This window comes from Actinotalea alkalitolerans, assembly GCF_023369855.1.
Lineage (GTDB): Bacteria > Actinomycetota > Actinomycetes > Actinomycetales > Cellulomonadaceae > Actinotalea.
Genome location: NZ_JAMBPP010000004.1, coordinates 60,944 through 80,590 on the forward strand (window position 1 = coordinate 60,944; position 19,647 = coordinate 80,590).

Annotated in this window: 15 protein-coding genes; 11 read left to right on the forward strand and 4 right to left on the reverse strand. The window is 72.1% G+C overall.

Going from position 1 to position 19,647, the window contains the following annotated elements; all coding sequences use genetic code 11:
* Positions 1-52: 52 nt before the first annotated feature.
* The 8 genes from M1R94_RS05520 to M1R94_RS05555 all read left to right on the forward strand — a co-directional run bounded on the left by M1R94_RS05520 (position 53) and on the right by M1R94_RS05555 (position 9,300).
* Complete coding sequence (locus M1R94_RS05520; protein WP_249380675.1) at positions 53-1,360, forward strand: ABC transporter substrate-binding protein; 1,308 nt, start codon at positions 53-55, stop codon at positions 1,358-1,360.
* A 75-nt stretch (positions 1,361-1,435) separates the two neighbouring features.
* Positions 1,436-2,392, forward strand: coding sequence for a carbohydrate ABC transporter permease (locus tag M1R94_RS05525; RefSeq protein WP_249380676.1), 957 nt, complete (start codon positions 1,436-1,438; stop codon positions 2,390-2,392).
* Entirely contained in the window at positions 2,392-3,327 is a 936-nt protein-coding gene (locus tag M1R94_RS05530) for a carbohydrate ABC transporter permease (RefSeq protein ID WP_249380677.1), read from the forward strand. The genes M1R94_RS05525 and M1R94_RS05530 overlap by 1 nt, the downstream gene beginning before the upstream one ends.
* Before the next feature lie 73 nt (positions 3,328-3,400).
* A complete protein-coding gene (gene yicI, locus M1R94_RS05535) occupies positions 3,401-5,698 on the forward strand; it encodes an alpha-xylosidase (RefSeq protein ID WP_249380678.1) in 2,298 nt (765 codons plus the stop codon).
* A gap of 115 nt (positions 5,699-5,813) precedes the next feature.
* Positions 5,814-7,256 (forward strand): GH1 family beta-glucosidase, encoded by a 1,443-nt coding sequence (locus M1R94_RS05540; protein WP_249380679.1) that lies wholly within the window; start codon positions 5,814-5,816, stop codon positions 7,254-7,256.
* A 77-nt stretch (positions 7,257-7,333) separates the two neighbouring features.
* Entirely contained in the window at positions 7,334-7,636 is a 303-nt protein-coding gene (locus M1R94_RS05545; protein WP_249380680.1) for a hypothetical protein, read from the forward strand.
* Between the two features lie 38 nt (positions 7,637-7,674).
* Positions 7,675-8,430: an alpha/beta hydrolase gene (locus M1R94_RS05550; RefSeq protein ID WP_249380681.1), complete on the forward strand. Its 756-nt coding sequence runs from the start codon at positions 7,675-7,677 to the stop codon at positions 8,428-8,430.
* A 45-nt stretch (positions 8,431-8,475) separates the two neighbouring features.
* A complete protein-coding gene (locus tag M1R94_RS05555) occupies positions 8,476-9,300 on the forward strand; it encodes an alpha/beta fold hydrolase (protein ID WP_249380682.1) in 825 nt (274 codons plus the stop codon).
* Between the two features lie 18 nt (positions 9,301-9,318).
* Here M1R94_RS05555 and M1R94_RS05560 read toward each other — a convergent pair whose 3' ends face one another.
* A complete protein-coding gene (locus M1R94_RS05560; protein WP_249380683.1) occupies positions 9,319-9,747 on the reverse strand; it encodes a hypothetical protein in 429 nt (142 codons plus the stop codon).
* Positions 9,740-12,079, reverse strand: a complete 2,340-nt coding sequence (locus M1R94_RS05565) for a coiled-coil domain-containing protein (protein ID WP_249380684.1) — start codon at positions 12,077-12,079, stop codon at positions 9,740-9,742. Before M1R94_RS05565 ends, M1R94_RS05560 begins: the two co-directional genes overlap by 8 nt.
* 368 nt (positions 12,080-12,447) lie before the next feature.
* On the opposite strand from M1R94_RS05565, the gene M1R94_RS05570 reads away from it, so the two are divergent.
* The 3 genes from M1R94_RS05570 to M1R94_RS05580 are packed head-to-tail and all read left to right on the forward strand — an operon-like array spanning position 12,448 to position 15,761.
* Positions 12,448-13,767 carry a hypothetical protein gene (locus M1R94_RS05570; protein ID WP_249380685.1) on the forward strand — a complete coding sequence of 440 codons (1,320 nt, stop codon included), beginning with the start codon at positions 12,448-12,450 and terminating at the stop codon, positions 13,765-13,767.
* A complete protein-coding gene (locus M1R94_RS05575) occupies positions 13,767-14,771 on the forward strand; it encodes a DUF8094 domain-containing protein (protein WP_249380686.1) in 1,005 nt (334 codons plus the stop codon). Before M1R94_RS05570 ends, M1R94_RS05575 begins: the two co-directional genes overlap by 1 nt.
* Positions 14,772-14,813: 42 nt before the next feature.
* The gene (locus tag M1R94_RS05580) at positions 14,814-15,761 is read left to right on the forward strand and encodes a tetratricopeptide repeat protein (RefSeq protein ID WP_249380687.1); all 948 of its coding nucleotides are present in this window, start codon (positions 14,814-14,816) and stop codon (positions 15,759-15,761) included.
* A gap of 144 nt (positions 15,762-15,905) precedes the next feature.
* Here the strand turns inward: M1R94_RS05580 and glgB are convergent, their stop codons facing one another.
* On the reverse strand, positions 15,906-18,125 hold the full coding sequence (gene glgB / locus M1R94_RS05585) for a 1,4-alpha-glucan branching protein GlgB (protein ID WP_249380688.1): 2,220 nt from the start codon (positions 18,123-18,125) through the stop codon (positions 15,906-15,908).
* A gap of 50 nt (positions 18,126-18,175) precedes the next feature.
* Positions 18,176-19,630, reverse strand: coding sequence for a maltokinase N-terminal cap-like domain-containing protein (locus M1R94_RS05590; RefSeq protein ID WP_249380689.1), 1,455 nt, complete (start codon positions 19,628-19,630; stop codon positions 18,176-18,178).
* Between the last annotated feature and the right edge of the window lie 17 nt (positions 19,631-19,647).

Below are 19,647 nucleotides of genomic sequence, written 5' to 3' on the forward strand. Positions count from 1 at the left end.
GTCGGTCGATCCCACCGATCAGCACCACCCATCACTCAACGAGGAGAAGGACATGGGCACACGTACACGCGCCGGAGCAGTAGCCGGCCTCCTGGTCATCCCGCTCGCCCTGGCAGCCTGCAGCGGCGGCGACGACGGTGCTGCCGGGGAGGGTGCCGCTGAGGGGGGCACCCTCAAGCTCTGGCACTACGAGAGCGAGAACGGGGCGATGGGCATCGCCTGGGACGAGGCCATCCGCATCTTCGAGGAGGAGACGGGGGCGACCGTCGAGTTCGAGCGCAAGGCCTTCGAGCAGATCCAGCAGACGGCCGGCATGGTCCTCAGCTCCGACGAGGGGCCCGACATCATGGAGTACAACAAGGGCAACGCGACGGCGGGGCTGCTCTCCTCGCAGGGCCTGCTGACCGACCTCACCGACGTCGCCGAGGAGCGCGGCTGGGCGTCGGCGCTCCCTGAGAGCATCCAGACGACCGCTCGCTACGACGAGCGCGGCGTGATGGGTTCGGGCAGCTGGTACGGCGTGCCCAACTACGGCGAGTTCGTCACGGTGTACTTCAACCGGGACCTGTTCGAGGAGCACGGCGTGGAGGTCCCCTCGACCCTGGCCGAGATGGAGTCCGCGATGGACACCTTCCTCGAGGCGGGCATCACGCCCCTGGGCATGGCCGGCGCGGAGTACCCGGCAGGCCAGCTGTTCTACCAGCTCGCCCTGAGCCGCGCCGACCGGGACTTCGTCACCGCGTACCAGACCTACGCCGACGAGGTGGACTTCGGGGCGGATCCGCTGCTCTACGGCGCCCAGACCTTCGACGCGTGGGTCGACGCGGGCTACGTCGCCGAGGACTCCGCGAGCATCCAGGCCGAGGACATGGGCGTCGCGTTCATCAACGGCAGCAGCCCGATGATCGTCTCGGGCTCCTGGTGGTACGGCCGGTTCGTCTCGGAGATCGAGGGCTTCGACTGGGGCATCTTCAACTTCCCGGGGAACACCCTGAACGCCGGCTCGAGCGGCAACCTCTGGGTGGTCCCGGAGAACTCGCGCAACAAGGAGCTGGCCTACGAGTTCATCGACATCACGATGCGCCCTGAGATCCAGGCGATCCTGGGCAACAACGGTGGCCTCCCGCTGGCCGCCGACCCGGCGGACATCACCGACGCCAAGAGCCAGGAGCTCATCACCGCCTTCAACGAGGTGCTCGAGAACGACGGGCTGGCGTTCTACCCCGACTGGCCGGTCCCCGGGTTCTACGACGTCCTGGTCTCTGGCTTCCAGTCCCTGATCAACCAGTCCAAGACGCCCGAGCAGGTGCTGACCGAGATCGGCTCGGCCTACGACGACGGCGTCGCCAACGTCGGATGACCTCACCGACGGGGCCGGTGACAACCGGCCCCGTCGGTCCCACCCCGAACGTCCAGCGACACCGGAGGCCGCCCGATGGCGACGACGACCGTGCATGAGGCATCGACGGGCACCCGCCCGGCGCGACGGAGCCCTGATCGCTCGGGGCGCGGGGGGTACTGGTTCTACCTGATCCCGGGAGCGGTGCTGTTCCTGGGGGTCATCGTGGTGCCCTTCTTCATGAACCTGTACTTCTCGATGACGCGATGGGCCGGGATCGGCGACCCGCAGTGGATCGGCCTGGACAACTACGTCCGGCTGCTCTCCGACGCGACGTTCTGGATGTCCTTCCGCAACTCGATCGCGATGATCGTCGCGATGGTCGTGGTGCCGACGCTGATCGGGCTGCTCCTCGCCGCGGTCCTGTTCGACTTCCTCGGCAAGAGGTTCGACGGGCGGGTCGCGAGCATCCTGCGGGCCACCTACTACCTGCCCCAGATCCTGCCGGTCGCGGTCGCGGGCATCCTGTGGGGCTGGATCCTCAACCCGCAGACCGGGGCGCTCAACGTCACGCTGCGCCAGCTGGGGCTCGAGCAGCTCGCCCTGAACTGGCTCGGGGACACCAGCACGGCCCTGCCGACGGTCATGATGGTGATGATCTGGGTGCAGATCGGCTACCCGGTCGTCATCTTCATGGCCGCGCTGCAACGGGTGGACCCCGAGCTGTACGAGGCGGCCGAGCTCGACGGCGCGGGGTGGTTCCGTCGCTTCCGGGCGATCACCATCCCGCAGATCAAGCCCGAGACCTTCGTGGTCACGCTGACCTGCACCATCGCCGCGCTCAAGGTCTTCGGTCCGATCTTCGTGCTGACCCGCGGCGGACCGGAGAACTCGACCAACGTCCCGTCCTACTTCGCGTACCAGAACTTCTTCGCACGGTCCCAGGTGGGTTACGGGGCGGCGATCGCGACGGTGCTGACGGTCATCGTGATCATCGTGTCCATCGCGTTCATCCGGTTCCAGATGGCGAGCGAGCGCAAGGAGAGTCGCTGATGACCACCGAGCCCGTCGTCCTGGGACGCACACCCCTGGCGCCCGGTGCCGCCGGCCCTGACCGGCCCGGACCGTCCGGCGCGGCAGGCGCCGACCGCAGCAGGGACCGCCTGCACCGCGGCTCGCTGCGCTGGCTCGTGCTCGCGGTGACCGTCCTGGTCGCCGCGGCGATGATGGTGCCGTTCGCCATCATGCTCCTCAACGCCTTCAAGTCCCCGGCCGACTACTCGGCGAACGGGCCGTTGAGCCTGCCCACGAGCCTGTACACCGACGGGCTGGTGAACTTCTGGAACCGGGTCGACTACCCGGGCAAGCTCGCGAACTCGATCGTGATCAGTGGCTCGGTGGCGATCCTGGCGACCGTCGTCTCCCTGTTCAACGCGTACGCGCTGGGCATCGGACGGGTCAAGGGTCGGATGTGGATCGTGACCCTCTTCCTGCTCGCGAACATGCTGCCGCAGGAGGCGCTGGTCTACCCGCTGTACTTCCTGGCCAAGGAGACCGGGCTCTACAACACCCAGCTCTCGGTGATCATCATCTTCACCGTGATCCAGAGCGCCTTCGGCACGTACCTGCTGTCCTCGGTGCTCTCGACGTTCCCGCCGTCGGTGCTCGAGGCGGCCGCCCTGGACGGGGCAAGCAGGTGGCAGGTGCTCTGGCGGGTGGTCTTCCCGATCTCCCGGCCGACCCTCGCGGTGCTCGTCATCTTCTTCTTCATCTGGACATGGAACGAGTTCTTCATCCCGCTCGTCATGCTGATCGACAACGCGACGCAGACGATCCCGGTGGCCCTCGCCTCGCTCCAGGGTGACCGGCTGATGGACGCTCCCACGATCAACGCAGGCTCGCTGATCAGCCTGCTGCCCGCGGTCATCTTCTTCTTCATCTTCCAGCGCACGCTGACCCGGGGCATCACGGCCGGGGCGGTCAAGTGACCGGCCGCCACCGAACGCCCCCGCGTCCCACTCACGACCCGACCCACCTGCCGACCGAGAGCGACGAGACCCCATGAAGTTCACCGACGGGTACTGGATGGTCCGCGAGGGCATGCACCCGGCCCACCCCGCCCAGGCCTACGACGTCTGGGCGCAGGACGACGCCATGACGGTGTACGCCCCGACCAGCGCGATCCGCACCCGGGGCGACACCCTCAACCGTCCGGTGGTGACACTCACGTACAGCTCACCCATGCCCGACGTCATCCGGGTGCGCGTCGAGAACCACACCGGCGGTCTCGACCGCGGCCCGCACTTCGCTCTCGAGGGGCCCGCACGGGTCCCCGTGGACATCGAGGTGGACGACACCGTCGGTGTGCTGACCTCGGGAGGCCTGTCGGTCCACGTCCAGCGCGGCGACCGGTGGAACGTGGAGTTCCGGGCCGGAGGGCGCGTGCTGACCTCGAGCCCGCACAAGGCCACGGGGGTCGTGACGACCGACCAGGGCGAGACCCACGTCCACGAGCAGCTGACGCTCGGCGTGGGGGAGCACGTCTACGGTCTGGGCGAGAGGTTCGGACCGTTCGTCAAGAACGGGCAGAGCGTGGACATCTGGAACGCCGACGGCGGGACGTCGAGCGAGCAGGCCTACAAGAACGTGCCCTTCTACCTGACCGACCAGGGGTACGGCGTCTTCGTGAACCAGCCCGAGCTCGTCTCGTTCGAGATCGCCTCGGAGAACACCTCTCGCACGCAGTTCAGCGTCCGCGGGCAGTCGCTGGAGTACCTGGTCATCCACGGCCCGAGCCCCAAGGAGATCCTGCGGCGCTACACCGCCCTGACCGGACGGCCGGCACGGGTGCCCACGTGGTCGTACGGGCTGTGGATGTCCACGTCCTTCACGACCGACTACGACGAGGCAACGGTGACCCGCTTCGTGGAGGGGATGGCCGAGCGTGACCTGCCGCTCAGCGTGGTGCACTTCGACTGCTTCTGGATGCGCGAGCTCAACTGGTGCGACTTCGAGTGGGACCCCAGGACCTTCCCCGACCCCGAGGGGATGCTCACCCGTCTGAAGGACCGGGGCCTGCGCATCTGCGTGTGGATCAACCCCTACATCGCGCAGCGCTCGCCGCTCTTCGCCGAGGCCGCTTCCCGCGGCTACCTGGTGCGTCGGACGGACGGCTCGGTGTGGCAGTGGGACAAGTGGCAGGCCGGCATGGGGCTGGTGGACTTCACCAACCCGGAGGCCACCGCGTGGTTCACCGGCCACCTCGACCGCCTGATCGGGATGGGGGTCGACGCGTTCAAGACGGACTTCGGCGAGCGGATCCCCACCGACGGGATCGTCTGGCACGACGGCTCCGACCCCGAGCGGATGCACAACTACTACGCCCAGCTGTACAACCGGAGCGTCTTCGACCTCCTGGTCCGGCGCCGGGGGGAGGGCGAGGCGGTGCTGTTCGCCCGGTCGGCGACGGCCGGCGGGCAGCAGCTGCCGGTGCACTGGGGCGGTGACTGCTGGTCGACCTACGAGGCCATGGCCGAGTCGCTGCGCGGCGGTCTGTCGCTGTCCTTGTCAGGCTTCGGCTACTGGAGCCATGACATCGGCGGCTTCGAGGGCACCCCGGATCCCACGGTGTTCAAGCGCTGGCTCGCCTTCGGGCTGCTCTCCTCGCACTCGCGGCTGCACGGCTCGGGCTCCTACCGGGTGCCCTGGGCGTTCGACGAGGAAGCGGTCGAGGTCACCCGGCGCTTCACCCGGCTCAAGATGTCGCTGATGCCCTACCTGGCGCGGGTCGCCGAGGAGGCGCACACGGACGGGACGCCGATGATGCGGCCGATGGTGCTCGAGTTCCCCGAGGACCGTGGTGCGGCGACGGTCGACACCCAGTACATGCTCGGTGACGCCCTGCTCGTCGCCCCGGTCTTCGACGCCGAGGGGGTGGTGGACGTCTACGTCCCGGCGGGGACCTGGACCGACCTGCTGAGCGGTGCACAGGTGACCGGGCCGCGCTGGGACCGGCAGCGGCACGACGTGCAGTCCCTGCCCCTGCTGGTCCGGCCCGGGACGGTGGTCCCGCTCGGTGCACGTAGCGACCGTCCCGACTACGACTACGCCCAGGGCGTGGTGCTGCACGTGGTCGAGCCGCAGGACGGTGCGCGGACGGAGGTGCTCGTCCCTCGTGGCGGCGACGAGAGCACCCGCCCGCCCGCCCGCTTCGTCGTCGAGCGTGCCGGCACCGAGGTGCGCGTCAGCGCGAGCCACACCCCGCCCGACTGGTCGGTGCAGGTGGCCGTCGCGGGCCGCGTCCACGGACCTGTGCGGGTCGTCGCCGGGCAGGACGAGGTCCGGCTCGCGATCGGCTGACCCGCCGCGCGTCCCGGCCCGCTGCGGCGAGCGGGGACGTCGCAGGTGATCGCGCTCCCATCCCGGGGGCGCCCGAGTACCCGAATCGGTTCGACCAGTGTCAGGATGTGTCCCCATGACCTCGCTTCCGACCTCTCGCACGTTCCCCGACGACTTCTTGTGGGGTGCGGCCACGGCTTCGTACCAGATCGAGGGCGGTGCGACCGAGGGTGGTCGCGGCCCGTCGATCTGGGACACCTTCAGCCACACCCCCGGCAAGACCCTCAACGGCGACACCGGTGACGTCGCCGCCGACCACCTCCACCGCATGGTCGACGACGTCGCGATGATGAAGGACCTGGGGCTGCAGGCCTACCGGTTCTCGATCGCCTGGCCGCGGATCCAGCCCACCGGGAGCGGTGCGGCGAACCGAGCGGGTCTGGACTTCTACTCACGCCTCGTCGACGAGCTGCGGTCGCACGACATCAAGCCCGTCGCGACGCTGTACCACTGGGACCTCCCGCAGGCCCTCGAGGACGCGGGCGGCTGGCCCGTCCGCGACACCGCGCTGCGCTTCGAGGACTACGCACGGCTGCTCGCGACCGAGCTCGGCGACCGGGTCGACACCTGGACGACCCTCAACGAGCCCTGGTGCTCGGCCTACCTCGGGTACGGCTCCGGGGTGCACGCCCCGGGCCGCACCGACGGTGCTGACGCCCTGGCCGCCGTCCACCACCTGAACCTCGCGCACGGGCTCGCCGGCCGGGCGATCCGGGAGGTCGTTGGAGACCACGCCCAGCTGTCCGTCACGCTGAACCTCCACGTGATCCGCCCGGACGACCCGCAGCGGCCCGAGGACCTGGACGCCGTGCGGCAGATCGATGCCCTGGCGAACCGGGCGTTCCTCGAGCCGATGCTCGACGGGCGCTACCCCGCCGACCTGCTCCAGGACACCGCAGCCCTCACGGACTGGTCGTTCGTCCAGGACGGGGACCTCGAGACGATCGCGGTGCCGATCGACGTGCTCGGGATCAACTACTACTCCACGACCCGGGTGCGCCGGCACACCGAGGGGGGCGCGGTCGAGCGGGCCGACGGGCACGCGCCGTCGGCGGCGAGCGCCTGGCCCGCTGCCGACGACGTCGACTTCCTGCGGCAGCCGGGCCCGTACACCGCGATGGGGTGGAACATCGACCCCACGGGGATGACCGAGCTCCTCACGTCGGTCAGCGCGACCTACCCGCACATCCCGCTGATGGTCACCGAGAACGGCGCGGCCTTCGTCGACGAGGTCTCCGCGGACGGGCGGGTGCACGACGACCTGCGGGTGTCCTACCTGGTGGGCCACATCGACGCCGTCGGCCAGGCCCGGGAGGCCGGGGTCGACGTGCGGGGGTACTTCGTCTGGTCGCTGATGGACAACTTCGAGTGGGCCTACGGCTACGACCGCCGCTTCGGCATCGTCCGGATCGACTACGAGACCCTCGAGCGCACCTGGAAGGACTCGGCGTACTGGTATCGCGAGCTGGTGCGCACCCGTCGGCTCCCCTCGGTCGAGAGCGCCCGCGACCTCTCCTGACGGCAGCCGGTCGGCCGACCCCGCCGGGTGCGGGCCGACCGGCTGCACCGCGCCCTGCGGCGCGGGAGGATGGTGACATGCCACGCAGCCGCGGATCCCGGCGCCGCCCCTGGGGCGAGGAGCACCCCGAGCTCGACGTCGAGCGCGCCCGGGGTGGCATCCAGCGCGTCGAGGGCGGCCCGTCAGGGCAGTGGCACGTGCGCCGGGTGAGCACCTCGGCCAAGTCCTACCGCTGCCCGGGCTGCTCCCAGGAGATCCCCGCGGGCACCGCGCACGTGGTGGCGTGGGCGGCTGACGGGCTCTTCGGTCCCGAGGCGGCCCTCGCCGACCGCAGGCACTGGCACCCGGGGTGCTGGGCCGCCCGGACGACCCGGCGCTGACCCGTCCAGCCGGGCGAATCATGGATAGTCTCGACCCGATGACCTCCGAGATCCGGTCCATGACCATCCTTCCTGCCCGTCGGGAGGAGATCGAGCTGCACACCGCGGACGGGCTGACCCTCGTCGGTGAGCTCGCCAGGCCCGAGCAGACCGCCCCGCGGGCGACGCTGGTCACCCTGCACCCCCTGCCGACCCACGGCGGGTTCATGGACTCGCACGTGCTGCGCAAGGCCTCGTGGCGGCTCCCTGCCCTGGCCGACCTCGCAGTCCTCCGGTTCAACACCCGCGGCACCGCGAGTGCCCGTGGCCGCAGCGACGGGTCGTTCGACGGCGGGGACGCCGAGCGGTTCGACGTCGCGGCGGCGATCGAGTACGCCGAGTTCCACGACCTGCCACGTCGCTGGCTCGTCGGGTGGTCCTTCGGCACCGAGCTCGCGCTCATGCACGGCGACGACCCCGCGGTCGAAGGGGCGATCCTGCTCTCGCCGCCACTGCACCGGGCGGGGCTCGAAGACCTGCAGCGTTGGGACGCAGGCGGCAAGCCGCTCGTGGTCCTCGTGCCCGAGCTGGACGACTACCTGCGGCCCGAGGACGCCCATGAGCGGTTCTCGGTGGTGAGGCAGGCTGAGGTGATCGGTGTCGAGGGGGCCAAGCACCTGTGGGTGGGGGAGTCCGCCGTGCGGCGCGTGCTCGACGAGATCGTCGCCCACGTGCTGCCCGGACACCCGCCGCTGCCGACCACGTGGGACGGACCCACGCAGACCGCTGACCAGGACGATGACCAGACCCGCTGACGCCACCACGGAGCGTCCCGCGGGGTCGACGACACGGAGGGCTCGATGACCACCGACGGCATGCTCAGGCTGCACACGCTGCGTCAGGGGGCGGAGGCGATGCTTCCCCTGGTGCTGCTGCACGGGTTCCCGCTGGACCACCGGATGTGGCTGGACGTCACCGACCTGCTGGCGGGGGACCGCACCGTGCTGGCCCCCGACCTCCCCGGGTTCGGTGACTCGCCGGTGGGGCCTGACGTCGCCGAGGCGCTCGGCGAGAGCCGGGCGACCACCTCGGTCGAGGTGATGGCCGATGCCGTCGCGGCGACCCTGACCGCGGCCGGCGTCGACCGCGCCGTGGTGGCAGGCCTGTCGATGGGTGGCTACGTGGCGATGGCCCTCGCCGAGCGGCACCCGGGCATGGTCGCGGGCCTCGGGCTGATCGACACCAAGTCCACGGCCGACGACGACGCGGCCCGGGCCAAGCGGTTCGAGATCGCCGACGCCGTGCTCGCCGAGTGGAGGGTCGATGCGGTGTTCGGGATGCGCACCTCGGTCCTCGGCGCGACCAACCGTGTCGCCCGTCCGGACCTGGTCGAACGGCTCGAACGATGGATCAGGGACCAGGGTCCGTTCGCGGTGGCATGGGCCCAGCGCGCGATGGCGGCGCGCCCCGACCGCACCGGTGTGCTCGCGGCCTTCGAGGGTCCGTCCGTCGTGGTGGTCGGTGACGAGGACGAGCTCTCACCGGTGCCCGCGGCCGAGCACATGGTCTCGGTCCTGCGCGACACCGAGCTCGTGGTGGTCCACGGCGCCGGGCACATGACGAGCAACGAGAGCCCTGAGCCGGTCGCGAGCGCGCTGAGCCGGCTGCTGCTGCGCGCCCGCTGACCCGGGGCGCGACCTGGCTCAGCTCGTCGGTGAGTCTCCGAGGGTGATCCTCAGGGCGTCCTCCAGGGCGATGGACTCACCGTCCCGCCCACCGGCCCCGAGCACCAGCGGTGGGTCGCTCGGCACGAGGGACGCCCCCAGGACGAGAGAACGCAGGCTGGCCGGGACGGTGAGCAGGTAGAACTCGCCGTCGGTGCCCACCGCGACGCTCTCGTTCTTGCGCAGGTACCACCCCGAGGTCGAGGTCCGGTACCTGCTCCGGCCGTCATAGCTGCGGACCCTCAGCCGTGTCGGTGGGATCCCTCGGACGTCAGCCTGGGTGACGAACTCGGCGATCAGCTCGCGGGCGCGGGCCGACTCGGCGGCACGACGACGCTCCAGGGCAGAGGCGTGCACCTCCGCCGCGTCGCTGCGCGCCTCCCGCCAGGAAGGCTCGTCCTCAGGCACCCGTCCGGGCCCGTCGGGGGGCCTTCCCGGCGGGCGCGGGAGCCTGGGCTGCCGGCTCGTCCGGGGCTGTCTCGTCCGCGGCTGTCGCCTCGTCCGCGGCTGCCTCGTCCGAGGTCGCCCCGCTCGTGGTCGCCTCGTCGGGTGCGACCTCGGTGCCGGACTCCTGTGCCGGCCCGGTGTCACGGCCGGACGGGACGTCAGCCTGCTCCTCGCCGTCGGCGGGCGTGCTCTCGTCCCGCTCGGCGTCCGAGCCGTCGCTCGCCGGTGCGGCTGGCTCTGCCCCGGGCTCGCCGGTGCCCTGCTTGCCACCGTCGACCTCGGTCTCGCTGTCGTCGGCGACCGGTGCGGGCGAGGCCTCCTGCCCGCTCGTGGCCAGCACTGCCTGCCCGGCGTCGGACTCGGCGAACCGCTCCTCGACGTTGCGTGCCTTCTCCAGGGCCAGCCGGGAGGGCATCGGGTCGTGCCCGAGGAGGTTGCGGAGCTCGTCGAGGTAGGAGGTGATCGACTCGCGCTGGCGGTTCAGGTCCTCGACCTGCCGCTGCGCCGAGGTGCGCTCGCGCTCGGCCTCGACCATCGCCTCGGAGAGCGTCTTCTCGGCGTGCTCACGCGCCTCGGCCACGACCCGGTCGGCATTGCGGCGTGCGTTGGACAGCAGGTCCTTGGCGTGGGCGTCGGCGTCCTTGCGGATCTGCTCGGCCTGCGCCAGAGCGTTGGCCACCCGCTGCTCCGCCTCGGAAGCGTGCGCCTCGGCGTCGGCGACGAGGCGTTCGGTCGCGACCCGCGCGGCCTCGTGGCGGTCGGCGTCGGCGCGCTCGGCGGCCTCCCGGCGGGTCGCCACGTCCACCTCGGTGTCGGCCAGCAGGCGGCGGGCCTCGTCACGCAGTGCCTCGGCCTCGGCGGTCGCCGTCCCGGTGACCTCCGAGGCCGTGCGGCGTGCGTCGGTCAGCAGACGGTCCACCTCGAGGCGCGTGCGTTCCCGGAGCTCGGTCGTCTCGCGTTCGGTGACGGCGCGGAGCTCGCTGGTCTCGCGTTCGGTGACCGCGCGCAGCTCGCTGGTCTCGCGCTCGGTCTCGGCGCGCAGCTCGCTGGTCTCGCGCTCGGCCGCCTCGCGAAGGTGCGACGTCTCGCGTACGGCGCTCTCGCGGAGCTCGCCGGTCTCGCGGTCGGCCGCAGCGCGCAGCTCGGCCGCGTACTGCTCGGCGTCGTCGCGCAGCGCACCGACCTCGGCGGCGAGCTCGTTGCGCGTCGTGGTCACCTCGTCGGCCACGGCGGAGCGGTGCTCGGCCACCTCGCGGTCGGCGGTGGCCCGGACGAACGCTCCGTACTGGTCGGCCTCGGCGCGCACCGCGACGCTCTCTGTCTCGGCCCGCTGAGCGGTAGCCCTGGCCTCGCGCTCGGCCGCAGCCCGCAGCCCGTCGGCGAACTCCTGGGCCGCTGCTCGTACGGCCGCCGCGTCGGCCTCGCTCGTGCGGCGCAGGTCGGCCGCCTGCTCGTGCGTGGTGCGTCGCAGCTCGTTGGTCTCGGTCTCGGCCGCGGTCCGCAGTGCCGCGGCGTACTGCTCGGCGTCGCTGCGCAGAGCCGAGGCCTCTCGCTCGGTCGTGCTGCGCAGCTCGGAGGTGTCGGCGTCTGCTGCGGCGCGGAGGTCCTGCGCGTAGCGCTCGGCCTCCTCGCGCGCCTGGCTGGTCTCAGCCAGGGTCGAGCTGCGCAGCTCGGCAGCGAAGCGCTCGGTCGTGACCCGCAGCTCGGTGGTCTCGCGCTCGGTCGTGGCGCGCAGCGTGCCGAGCTCGCGCTCGAGCCCGGTGCGGCGCTCGCTCTCCTCGGTGGTGATCGCGCTCGAGATGCGGGCTGCCTCACGCTCGGCCGAGCCGACCAGCTCCTCGGCCCGCCGCTGGGCGGAGATCAGCGTGCTCTCCGACTCCGAGGCGGCGGTCGACCGGAGCTCCTCGGCCTCGCGGCGGGCCGTCGCCAGGAGCTCGGCGACCTCGTTCTCGGCGCGGGCACGGAGCTGACCGGCGGCCAGCTTGGCCCGAGCGAGGGAGTCCGCGGCCTGGGCGTTGGCCTGGGCGACGACGTCCGAGGACTGCTCCTCGGCCGAACGCAGCAGCTGCTCGATCCTCGAGCCGAGGCCCGAGTAGGTCGGACGCTCGGCCTCACGCAGCTGGCGGTGGGCCTCGGAGAGCTCGCCGGCCACCTGCATGGCCCGGGCGTCGAGCTGCTCGACCTGCGTCCTGGCCTCCGTGACCTGCTGCTCGAGCTGGCTCAGGCGCTGCTCCACCTGGGCCCGCTCGTAGCCGCGCATGACGACAGGGAAGAGCGTTCGCTCGTCGGCCACATCAACCTCCTGAAGAGACATCTCTGGGTCGCGTGCACCTGGTGACGGTCGTCCCCGTGCTCGCCGACCGGACGCGCTCAGGGCGTGACGGCGGGACGGAGCGGCGGGCGACGTCCTGGCGACAGCGCACAGCGTTGTTCAGCGTATCGGTCCGACCGCCCGGAATTCACCCGTCCGGTCGTATCCAGGTCCGATCGCGGATCGCGCCGTCGCGAACCGCACGACGCCACGAGTCGCCGTCGGGCCGGTCGCCGGACGAGCGGTCGGCAGGGTGCCGACCGACCGTGTGGGGCATGATCGTCCGGGGCCAGGTGCACCTCGAGGTGCCCGCTCGCCTATGGTGGATCGTCTGCCCGAAAGGACCATCTGTGCTCAAACGTGCTCTCGCCGCACTCCTGTGCGTGCTCGGCGCCGCGGCCATCGGCCTGGGCGTCGCCTCGGCGACCGTCTGGCGCGCCTCGGACACCCTGGTCGCCTCGGGGCAGAGCCCGGCCACCGCCACGCTCCTGCTGACCGAGCCCGGGGTCCTCGAGACCGCGGCGGACGAGGTGACCGTCCAGGCCACCTCCGAGGGTGAGCGGGTGGTGCTCGCGATCGGCCGGACGATCGACGTCGAGGCGTGGGTCGGTGACGACGCCCACGGGCGCGTGACCGGCCTGGCGGACTGGGACGTGCTCGCGATCCAGGACGTCCCGCGTGCGGCTACCGACGACGACGAGGGTACCGAGCCGACCGCGGAGGAGATCGAGCCCGCCCCCGACCCGGCCGGCTCGGACCTGTGGGTGCTCGAGGCGGCCAGCCCGGACGAGGCCCGCCTGGAGTGGACCCGTACCCCCGGACGGTGGAGCCTGCTCGCGGCCTCGACCGGTACCGGTGCCGGACCCGTGACCGTGACGCTCACCTGGCCCCAGGAGGTCACGACGCCGTGGCTGGTGCCCGGGGTGGCGGTCGGGTCTGTCCTCCTGCTCGCTGGGCTCACCTGGTTGACCGTCCTGCTCGTCCGGTCCCGCCGGGCTGCTGCCACGTCCAGCCGTCGACCCGCCGCCGCGACGCCCGCCGGTGCCGGTGGACCACCCGGCCACGAGGGTGCGCCCAGCACCTCGTCGGCCGGTGCGACCCCAGGTCGACCCTCGACGCCCACCGCGCCCGCGTTGAGCCCCGGTGCACCGGGGCTCCCCGCAGGCGACCAGCCGGCGGCGCCGATGACCCGGCGGCAGCTGCGGGAGATGGAGCAGCGAAGGGCCGCGGCACCACGAGGGCGCGGCCGCGACGCCGCCGCTGCCGGCACCGGCTGGACGATCGCCGGGCCGGTCCGCACGGACGCGGGCACGCCCGCCCCGGAGCCCGCCCCGGAGCCCGCCCCGGAGCCCACGCCTACGCCTACGCCTCAGGGTGAGCAGGCCGCAGACGCCCCGGCCGGGCGCTGGGGGCGCCTGTCCGGGCGGCTCCCGGGCCGACGTCCCGTCGCGGACGGCCCGTCCGGTCCCCACGACAGCGCAGCGAGCCGCGCGTCGGACCAGCCCGAGCCCGACGTGCTGGCCCAGCCGGTCTTCCCTCCCACCGCCTCGGCGGATGCCTGGCGCCGTGCCTGGGGCCTTCCGCCAGGGACGGCCGACCAGCCGGAGGACACCCAGGGCGCGAGCCCGCCCCCCGATCGCCCGGGACACGACGATCGAGAGGGGAAGTGATGAGCCCGACCACACGGATCGGCCGGGCGGGTGTGGCGTTCGCCGTCCTCGGTCCACTGCTCCTGGCCGCCTGTGCACCACCGCTGCCCGAGCCGACCCCCGATGCCGAGCCCGCCGTGGTCCAGGCGGCGCTGAGCACCGATCAGGTCGAGCGGGTCGTCGAGCAGGTCGCGGCCGTCCTGGCCGAGGCCGACGCCGGCGGCTCGGCCGAGACGCTGGACCCCCGGGTGACCGGACCGGCCGAGGCCGTCCGGTCGGTCGAGTACCGCCTGGCTGCTGCAGGTGTCGAGCAGGCGTTGACACCCGTGCCGGAAGGCATCCAGACGATCGTCGTGCCGGCGACCACGACCTGGCCGCGCACCGTCATGGTCGTGACCGAACCGCCCGAGGACCTCCAGGCGCCGTTGCTGCTGACCCTGGTCCAGCCCCGGCCGCGCGAGGCCTACGAGCTGTGGAGCTGGGTGCGCCTGTTCCCCGGGGTCCAGATGCCTGCGACCACCGAACCGGGCCTCGGCAGCCCGACGGTGCCCGGCGGAGAGGAGTCCGGACTCCTGGTCCCGCCCGAGGACGTCATCCCCCGGTACGTCGACGTGCTGACCAGCGGTACGGAGTCGGAGCACGCGGCGACCTTCGCCGAGGACCCGATGCGTGCGCAGATCGTCGGGGTCAGGGACAGCCTCTCGGCCTCGCTCGCCGAGCAGGGGAGCCTGGTCGAGACCTACCAGCCGGCCTTCGACGGGGTGACCCGCTCCCTGGCGACCGCCGACGGCGGCGCGGTCGTGGTGGGTGCCGTGGAGACGGTCACCACGATCACGCTGGACGACAGCACCCTGACGTTGGGGGCCGGCGAGACCGTCGCCCTGCTCGGTGGCGACACGATCACCGAGTCCCTGACCACCACCTGGCTGAGCATGGTCGCCTTCTACGTCCCTCCGGCCGGCTCGAGCGACCCCGTCGTCGTGCTGGGCGGCGAGCACACACCCACCGAGGTCACCGGTCAGTAGCCTGGTGACCGCCCCCGACCCGATCACCTGAGCGAGAGCGCCATGACACTTCCCCCCGGACCCACCCCCCGCCTCGACGTGCGCGGCGCCGTCGACCTCTCCTCGCTCGGGCGGCCCGCTGCCCCTGCGCCGGGAGGTCCGGCCACTGCCGGGGCCGGACCAGCCGTGGGCGTGGTCGTCGACGTCACAGAGGCGAACTTCGCCGACGTCGTCCAGCAGTCCACGCAGGTCCCGGTGGTCTTCTCGCTCTGGGCGTCGTGGAGCGAGGCGAGCACCACCGTGACCGCGGATCTCGTCGCCCTCGCGACCGAGCTCGGTGGACGGTTCCTGCTGGGACGGGTCGACGTCGACGCCAACCCGCAGATCGCTCAGGCCTTCGGCTCGCAGAGCGTCCCGAGCGTCGTGGCGGCGCTCCGGGGGCAGCCGGTCCCGCTGTTCCAGGGCCAGGCGAGCAGGGAGGAGATCCGGGCGGTCCTCGACCAGCTGCTGCAGGCCGCGGTGGCCAACGGCATCACCGGCACCGTCGGATCCGCCGCCCCCGAGCAGGAAGCTGCCGAGGAGCCTGAGGAGCCGCCGCTGCCGCCCCTGCACCAGGCCGCCTACGAGGCGATCGAGCGTGACGACCTGGACACCGCCGCCGCGGCGTACTCGCAGGCGCTGGTGGAGAACCCTCGGGACGACATGGCCCGTGCCGGGCTGGCGCAGGTCGAGCTGCTGCGCCGCACCCGCGACGCGGACCCCTCGCTGGCGCGCGCCGTCGCGGCGCAGGCGCCCCATGACGGTGAGGCGCAGATGCTGGTCGCCGACCTGGACCTGCTCGGCGGGAAGGTCGAGGACTCCTTCGCCCGGCTGCTCGACCTGGTCCGCGCGACCACGGGTCCTGAGCGCGAGCAGGCACGGGTCCGGCTGATCGAGCTGTTCGCCGTCGTCGGGGACGCTGACCCGCGGGTCCAGCAGGCCCGTCGGGCGCTCGCCAGCGCCCTGTACTGACCTCGCCAGCGCGCTGTACGGACGAGACACACTGTGCTGAGGCGACCGCACTGCTGAGGCGACCGCACTGCTGAGGCGAGGCGCTGCGCCGACCGGACGGTTGCGACGGGCCTGGGGACACCGCCCCCAGGCCCGTCGCCGCTGCTAGCGGTCGTTCGGCAGGTCGCTGGCCTGGTCCTCCTCGGGCACGAGGAACAGCGCACCGAGCGGAGGGACGCGCACCGCGACCGACTGACGCTGGCCGTGCCACGGACGGTCCTCGGAGGTGACCCGCCCGAGGTTGCCGACACCCGACCCGCCGTAGGTCTCGGAGTCGGTGTTGAGCGCCTCGCGCCACACTCCGCGGCGCGGCAGGCCGAGCCGGTAGCCCTCGTGCGGGGTACCGGCGAAGTTCACCACGACCACGACCTCACGCCCCTGACCGTCCCGGCGCACGTAGGACAGCACGTTGTGGTCGGCGTCGTGCGAGTCGATCCACTCGAAGCCGGCCGGCTCACGGTCCAGGGCCCACAGGGCCGGTTCGGTGCGGTAGAACGCGTTGAGGTCCTGCACGAGCCGCGAGATGCCGTCGTGCGGCCAGTGGTCGGCCAGGTGCCAGTCGAGGCTGCGCCCCTCGGCCCACTCGGACTCCTGACCGAACTCCGAGCCCATGAAGAGCAGCTGCTTGCCGGGGTGGGACCACTGGTACGCCAGGAGCGCACGCACCCCCGCGGCCTGCTGCCAGCGGTCACCGGGCATCTTGCCGAGCAGCGAGCCCTTGCCGTGGACCACCTCGTCGTGGCTGATCGGCAGCACGAAGTGCTCGGAGAAGGCGTACACCAGGGAGAACGTCACCTCGTGGTGGTGGTACCTGCGGTTGATCGGCTCCTCGGCCAGGTAGCGGAGGGTGTCGTTCATCCACCCCATGTTCCACTTCAGCCCGAAGCCCAGCCCGCCGTTGTCGGTCGGCTCGGTCACACCGGGCCAGGCGGTGGACTCCTCGGCGATCATCATGATCCCCGGTGTCCGGCGGTAGGCCGTGGCGTTCGTCTCCTGGAGGAAGCTGATGGCCTCGAGGTTCTCCCGCCCGCCGTGGACGTTGGGCCTCCACTGCCCGTGGCTCCGTGAGTAGTCGAGGTAGAGCATCGAGGCCACGGCGTCGACCCGGAGGCCGTCGACGTGGAACTCCTCGAGCCAGTAGGTCGCGTTGGCGACCAGGAAGTTGCGCACCTCGTGGCGACCGAAGTTGAACACGAAGGTGCCCCAGTCCGGCTGCTCGCCGAGCAGCGGGTCGGGATGCTCGTAGAGCGGGGTGCCGTCGAAACGGCCCAACGCCCACTCGTCCTTGGGGAAGTGGGCCGGGACCCAGTCGAGCAGCACGCCGACACCGGCCTGGTGGAGACGGTCGACGAGGTACCGGAAGTCGTCGGGGTGGCCGAACCGTGAGGTCGGCGCGTAGTACGAGCTGACCTGGTACCCCCAGGACCCACCGAACGGGTGCTCGGCCACCGGGAGCAGCTCGACGTGGGTGAAGCCCATCTGCACGACGTAGGCGGTGAGCTCCTCGGCGAGCTCGCGGTAGCCCAGGCCGGGGCGCCAGGAACCGAGGTGCACCTCGTAGACGCTCATCGGACCGTGGTGAGGATCGCCGGCCGAGCGCTTCTCGAGCCACTCGCCGTCGGCCCACGTGTGGGTCGACTCGACGACGACCGAGGCGGTCGCCGGGGGGATCTCGGTGCCCTTGGCGAGTGGATCGGCCTTCTGGCGCCAGGACCCCTCACGGGTGAGGATCTCGAACTTGTACCGGTCGCCGGCGCCCACCGCGGGTACGAAGAGCTCCCACACCCCGCTCGACCCGAGCACGCGCATCGCGTGGGCAGAACCCTGCCAGTGGTTGAAGTCGCCGATCACCCGTACCGCGCGGGCGTTGGGGGCCCAGACCGCGAACGAGGTGCCGGTGACCTCGCCCAGCTCGCTCGGGTACGTGCGGAGGTTGGCCCCCATCACCGTCCAGAGCTCCTCGTGCCGCCCCTCGCGCACCAGGTGCAGGTCGAGCTCGCCCAGGCTCGGCAGGAAGCGGTACGGGTCGTCACCCAGGGTCACCTCGGTGCCGTACGTGACCCGTAGACGGTAGTCCGGGACACCGTCCGAGGTCACGGTGCACACCCATACGCCATGGTGCTCGTGCTCGGCCGAGTGCTCACCGGTCGGTGTCACGACCACCACCGAGTCCGCCAACGGACGCAGTACCCGGATGGTGACGACCTGCCCGTCCAGGTGCGGTCCGAGCACGGTGTGCGGGTCTGCGTGCGTCCCGGAGGCGATCGCGGCGAGCTCGGCGTCGTGGACTGGTCGTGGGCTCGGCGTGGTCGATGCGCTGGTCATGGACCCACCCTCCCACGCACCGGGACCCGGTGCACGAGTACTGCCGAGCGTCAGCCGGGCAAGGCCAGAAGGCGGTCGACACCGGCCAGCGGAACGTGCAGCCAGGCGGGTCGGTTCCGGCTCTCGTAGACCACCTCGTACAGCGCCTTGTCGAGCTCCAGGGCGCGCAGCAAGGTCTGCTGGACCCCGTCGGCCGTGCTGCCCTGGGCGGGAGATCCGGTCTCGGCGCGATAGCCGTCGACCAGCGCGCTGCGGGCCTCGGCGGCCCATCGCGGGTCGGCCGCCCCACCGATCTCGGCGGCGTAGTCCATGGACCTGAGCATCCCGGCGAGGTCGCGCAGCGCGAGGTCGGGCCGGTTCCGCTCAGCCTCCGTCGCCTGCGGCTCACCCTCGAAGTCGAGGACGACCCATCCGCGGTCGGGCGACCGCAGCACCTGGCCCAGGTGGTAGTCGCCGTGCACCCGCTGGAGCGGTGGCAGGTCCCCGAGGTGCTCGACGGCCGCGAGCACCCGCTCGACCCCTGCAGCCCGCTCGACGAGCTCGGGCGCGGCGGCGACGGCCTCGGCCGCGCGGTGCCGCAGGGTGCCGACCACGGTGCCGCTGCCCGAGCGCGGCTGGGCAGGGCTGCCGTCAGGCGCCGAGGTCGGGAGCGCGGAGGCCAGGGCCCGGTGCATCTGGGCGGTGGTACGACCGAGGTCCTCGGCGAGAGCGGCGAAGGACCGGCCCTGACCGGCGAGCTCGCACGCGAGCTCGAAACCGTCCCGAGCGCCCATGACGAGCTCGCTGAGCACTCCCAGGTGGGTGAGGGTGCGGTCGGTGCCCCCGCCGGTGGATGCCGGCAGGTCCCAGGTCGCGGTGAGCCAGGCAAGCGGTCGGGGCACTCCCGTCCAGCCGGTCCCGCTGAGGGCCAGAGGCACCACCACGTCGGGGTTCGGCCCGGTGCTCAGGCCGCGGAAGACCTTGAGGATCGACGGCACGGGTGTGCCCGGCAGCATCACCGAGGTGTTGGACTGCTCGCCGGAGATCAGCCGCATGCCCCGCAGCGCACCCTCGAGCGCCTCACCCTGAAGGGCGGGAGCGTCGGGGTCGGCCTGCTCGGCCGCACTCAGCCATGCGCGCAGGAAGGCCTCGTCCAGGCACCCGTCCATCAGTGCCAGCGGTTGCGCCGAGGCCGCGCCAGCGTCACCGGGCGAGGCCGGCAGGAGCCCGATCTGCGCGGGCCCCGGCTCGGCGGGCGCCGGACGGACCGTGACCGGCACCTGCAGCACCGCACCGGTGGACAGCCGGAGCAGGTGGACCTGCACCTCCGCCTCACCGAGAGGATCGGTCAGGCGGACCAGGGCCCGACCCGAGAGCGCGACGTGGGTCCCCTTGGCAGGGAACCACCGTTGCCCGGGCAGCCACCCCCGCAGGAGCTCGAGCACCGGGTCACCACCTGGTCCCGGCTCCACCGCGAGCGGCTCGGCCTGGACGGGGGAGTCGGTCGTGCTCCGCGCTGGGCTCATGCGCACCTCCGGTGGGG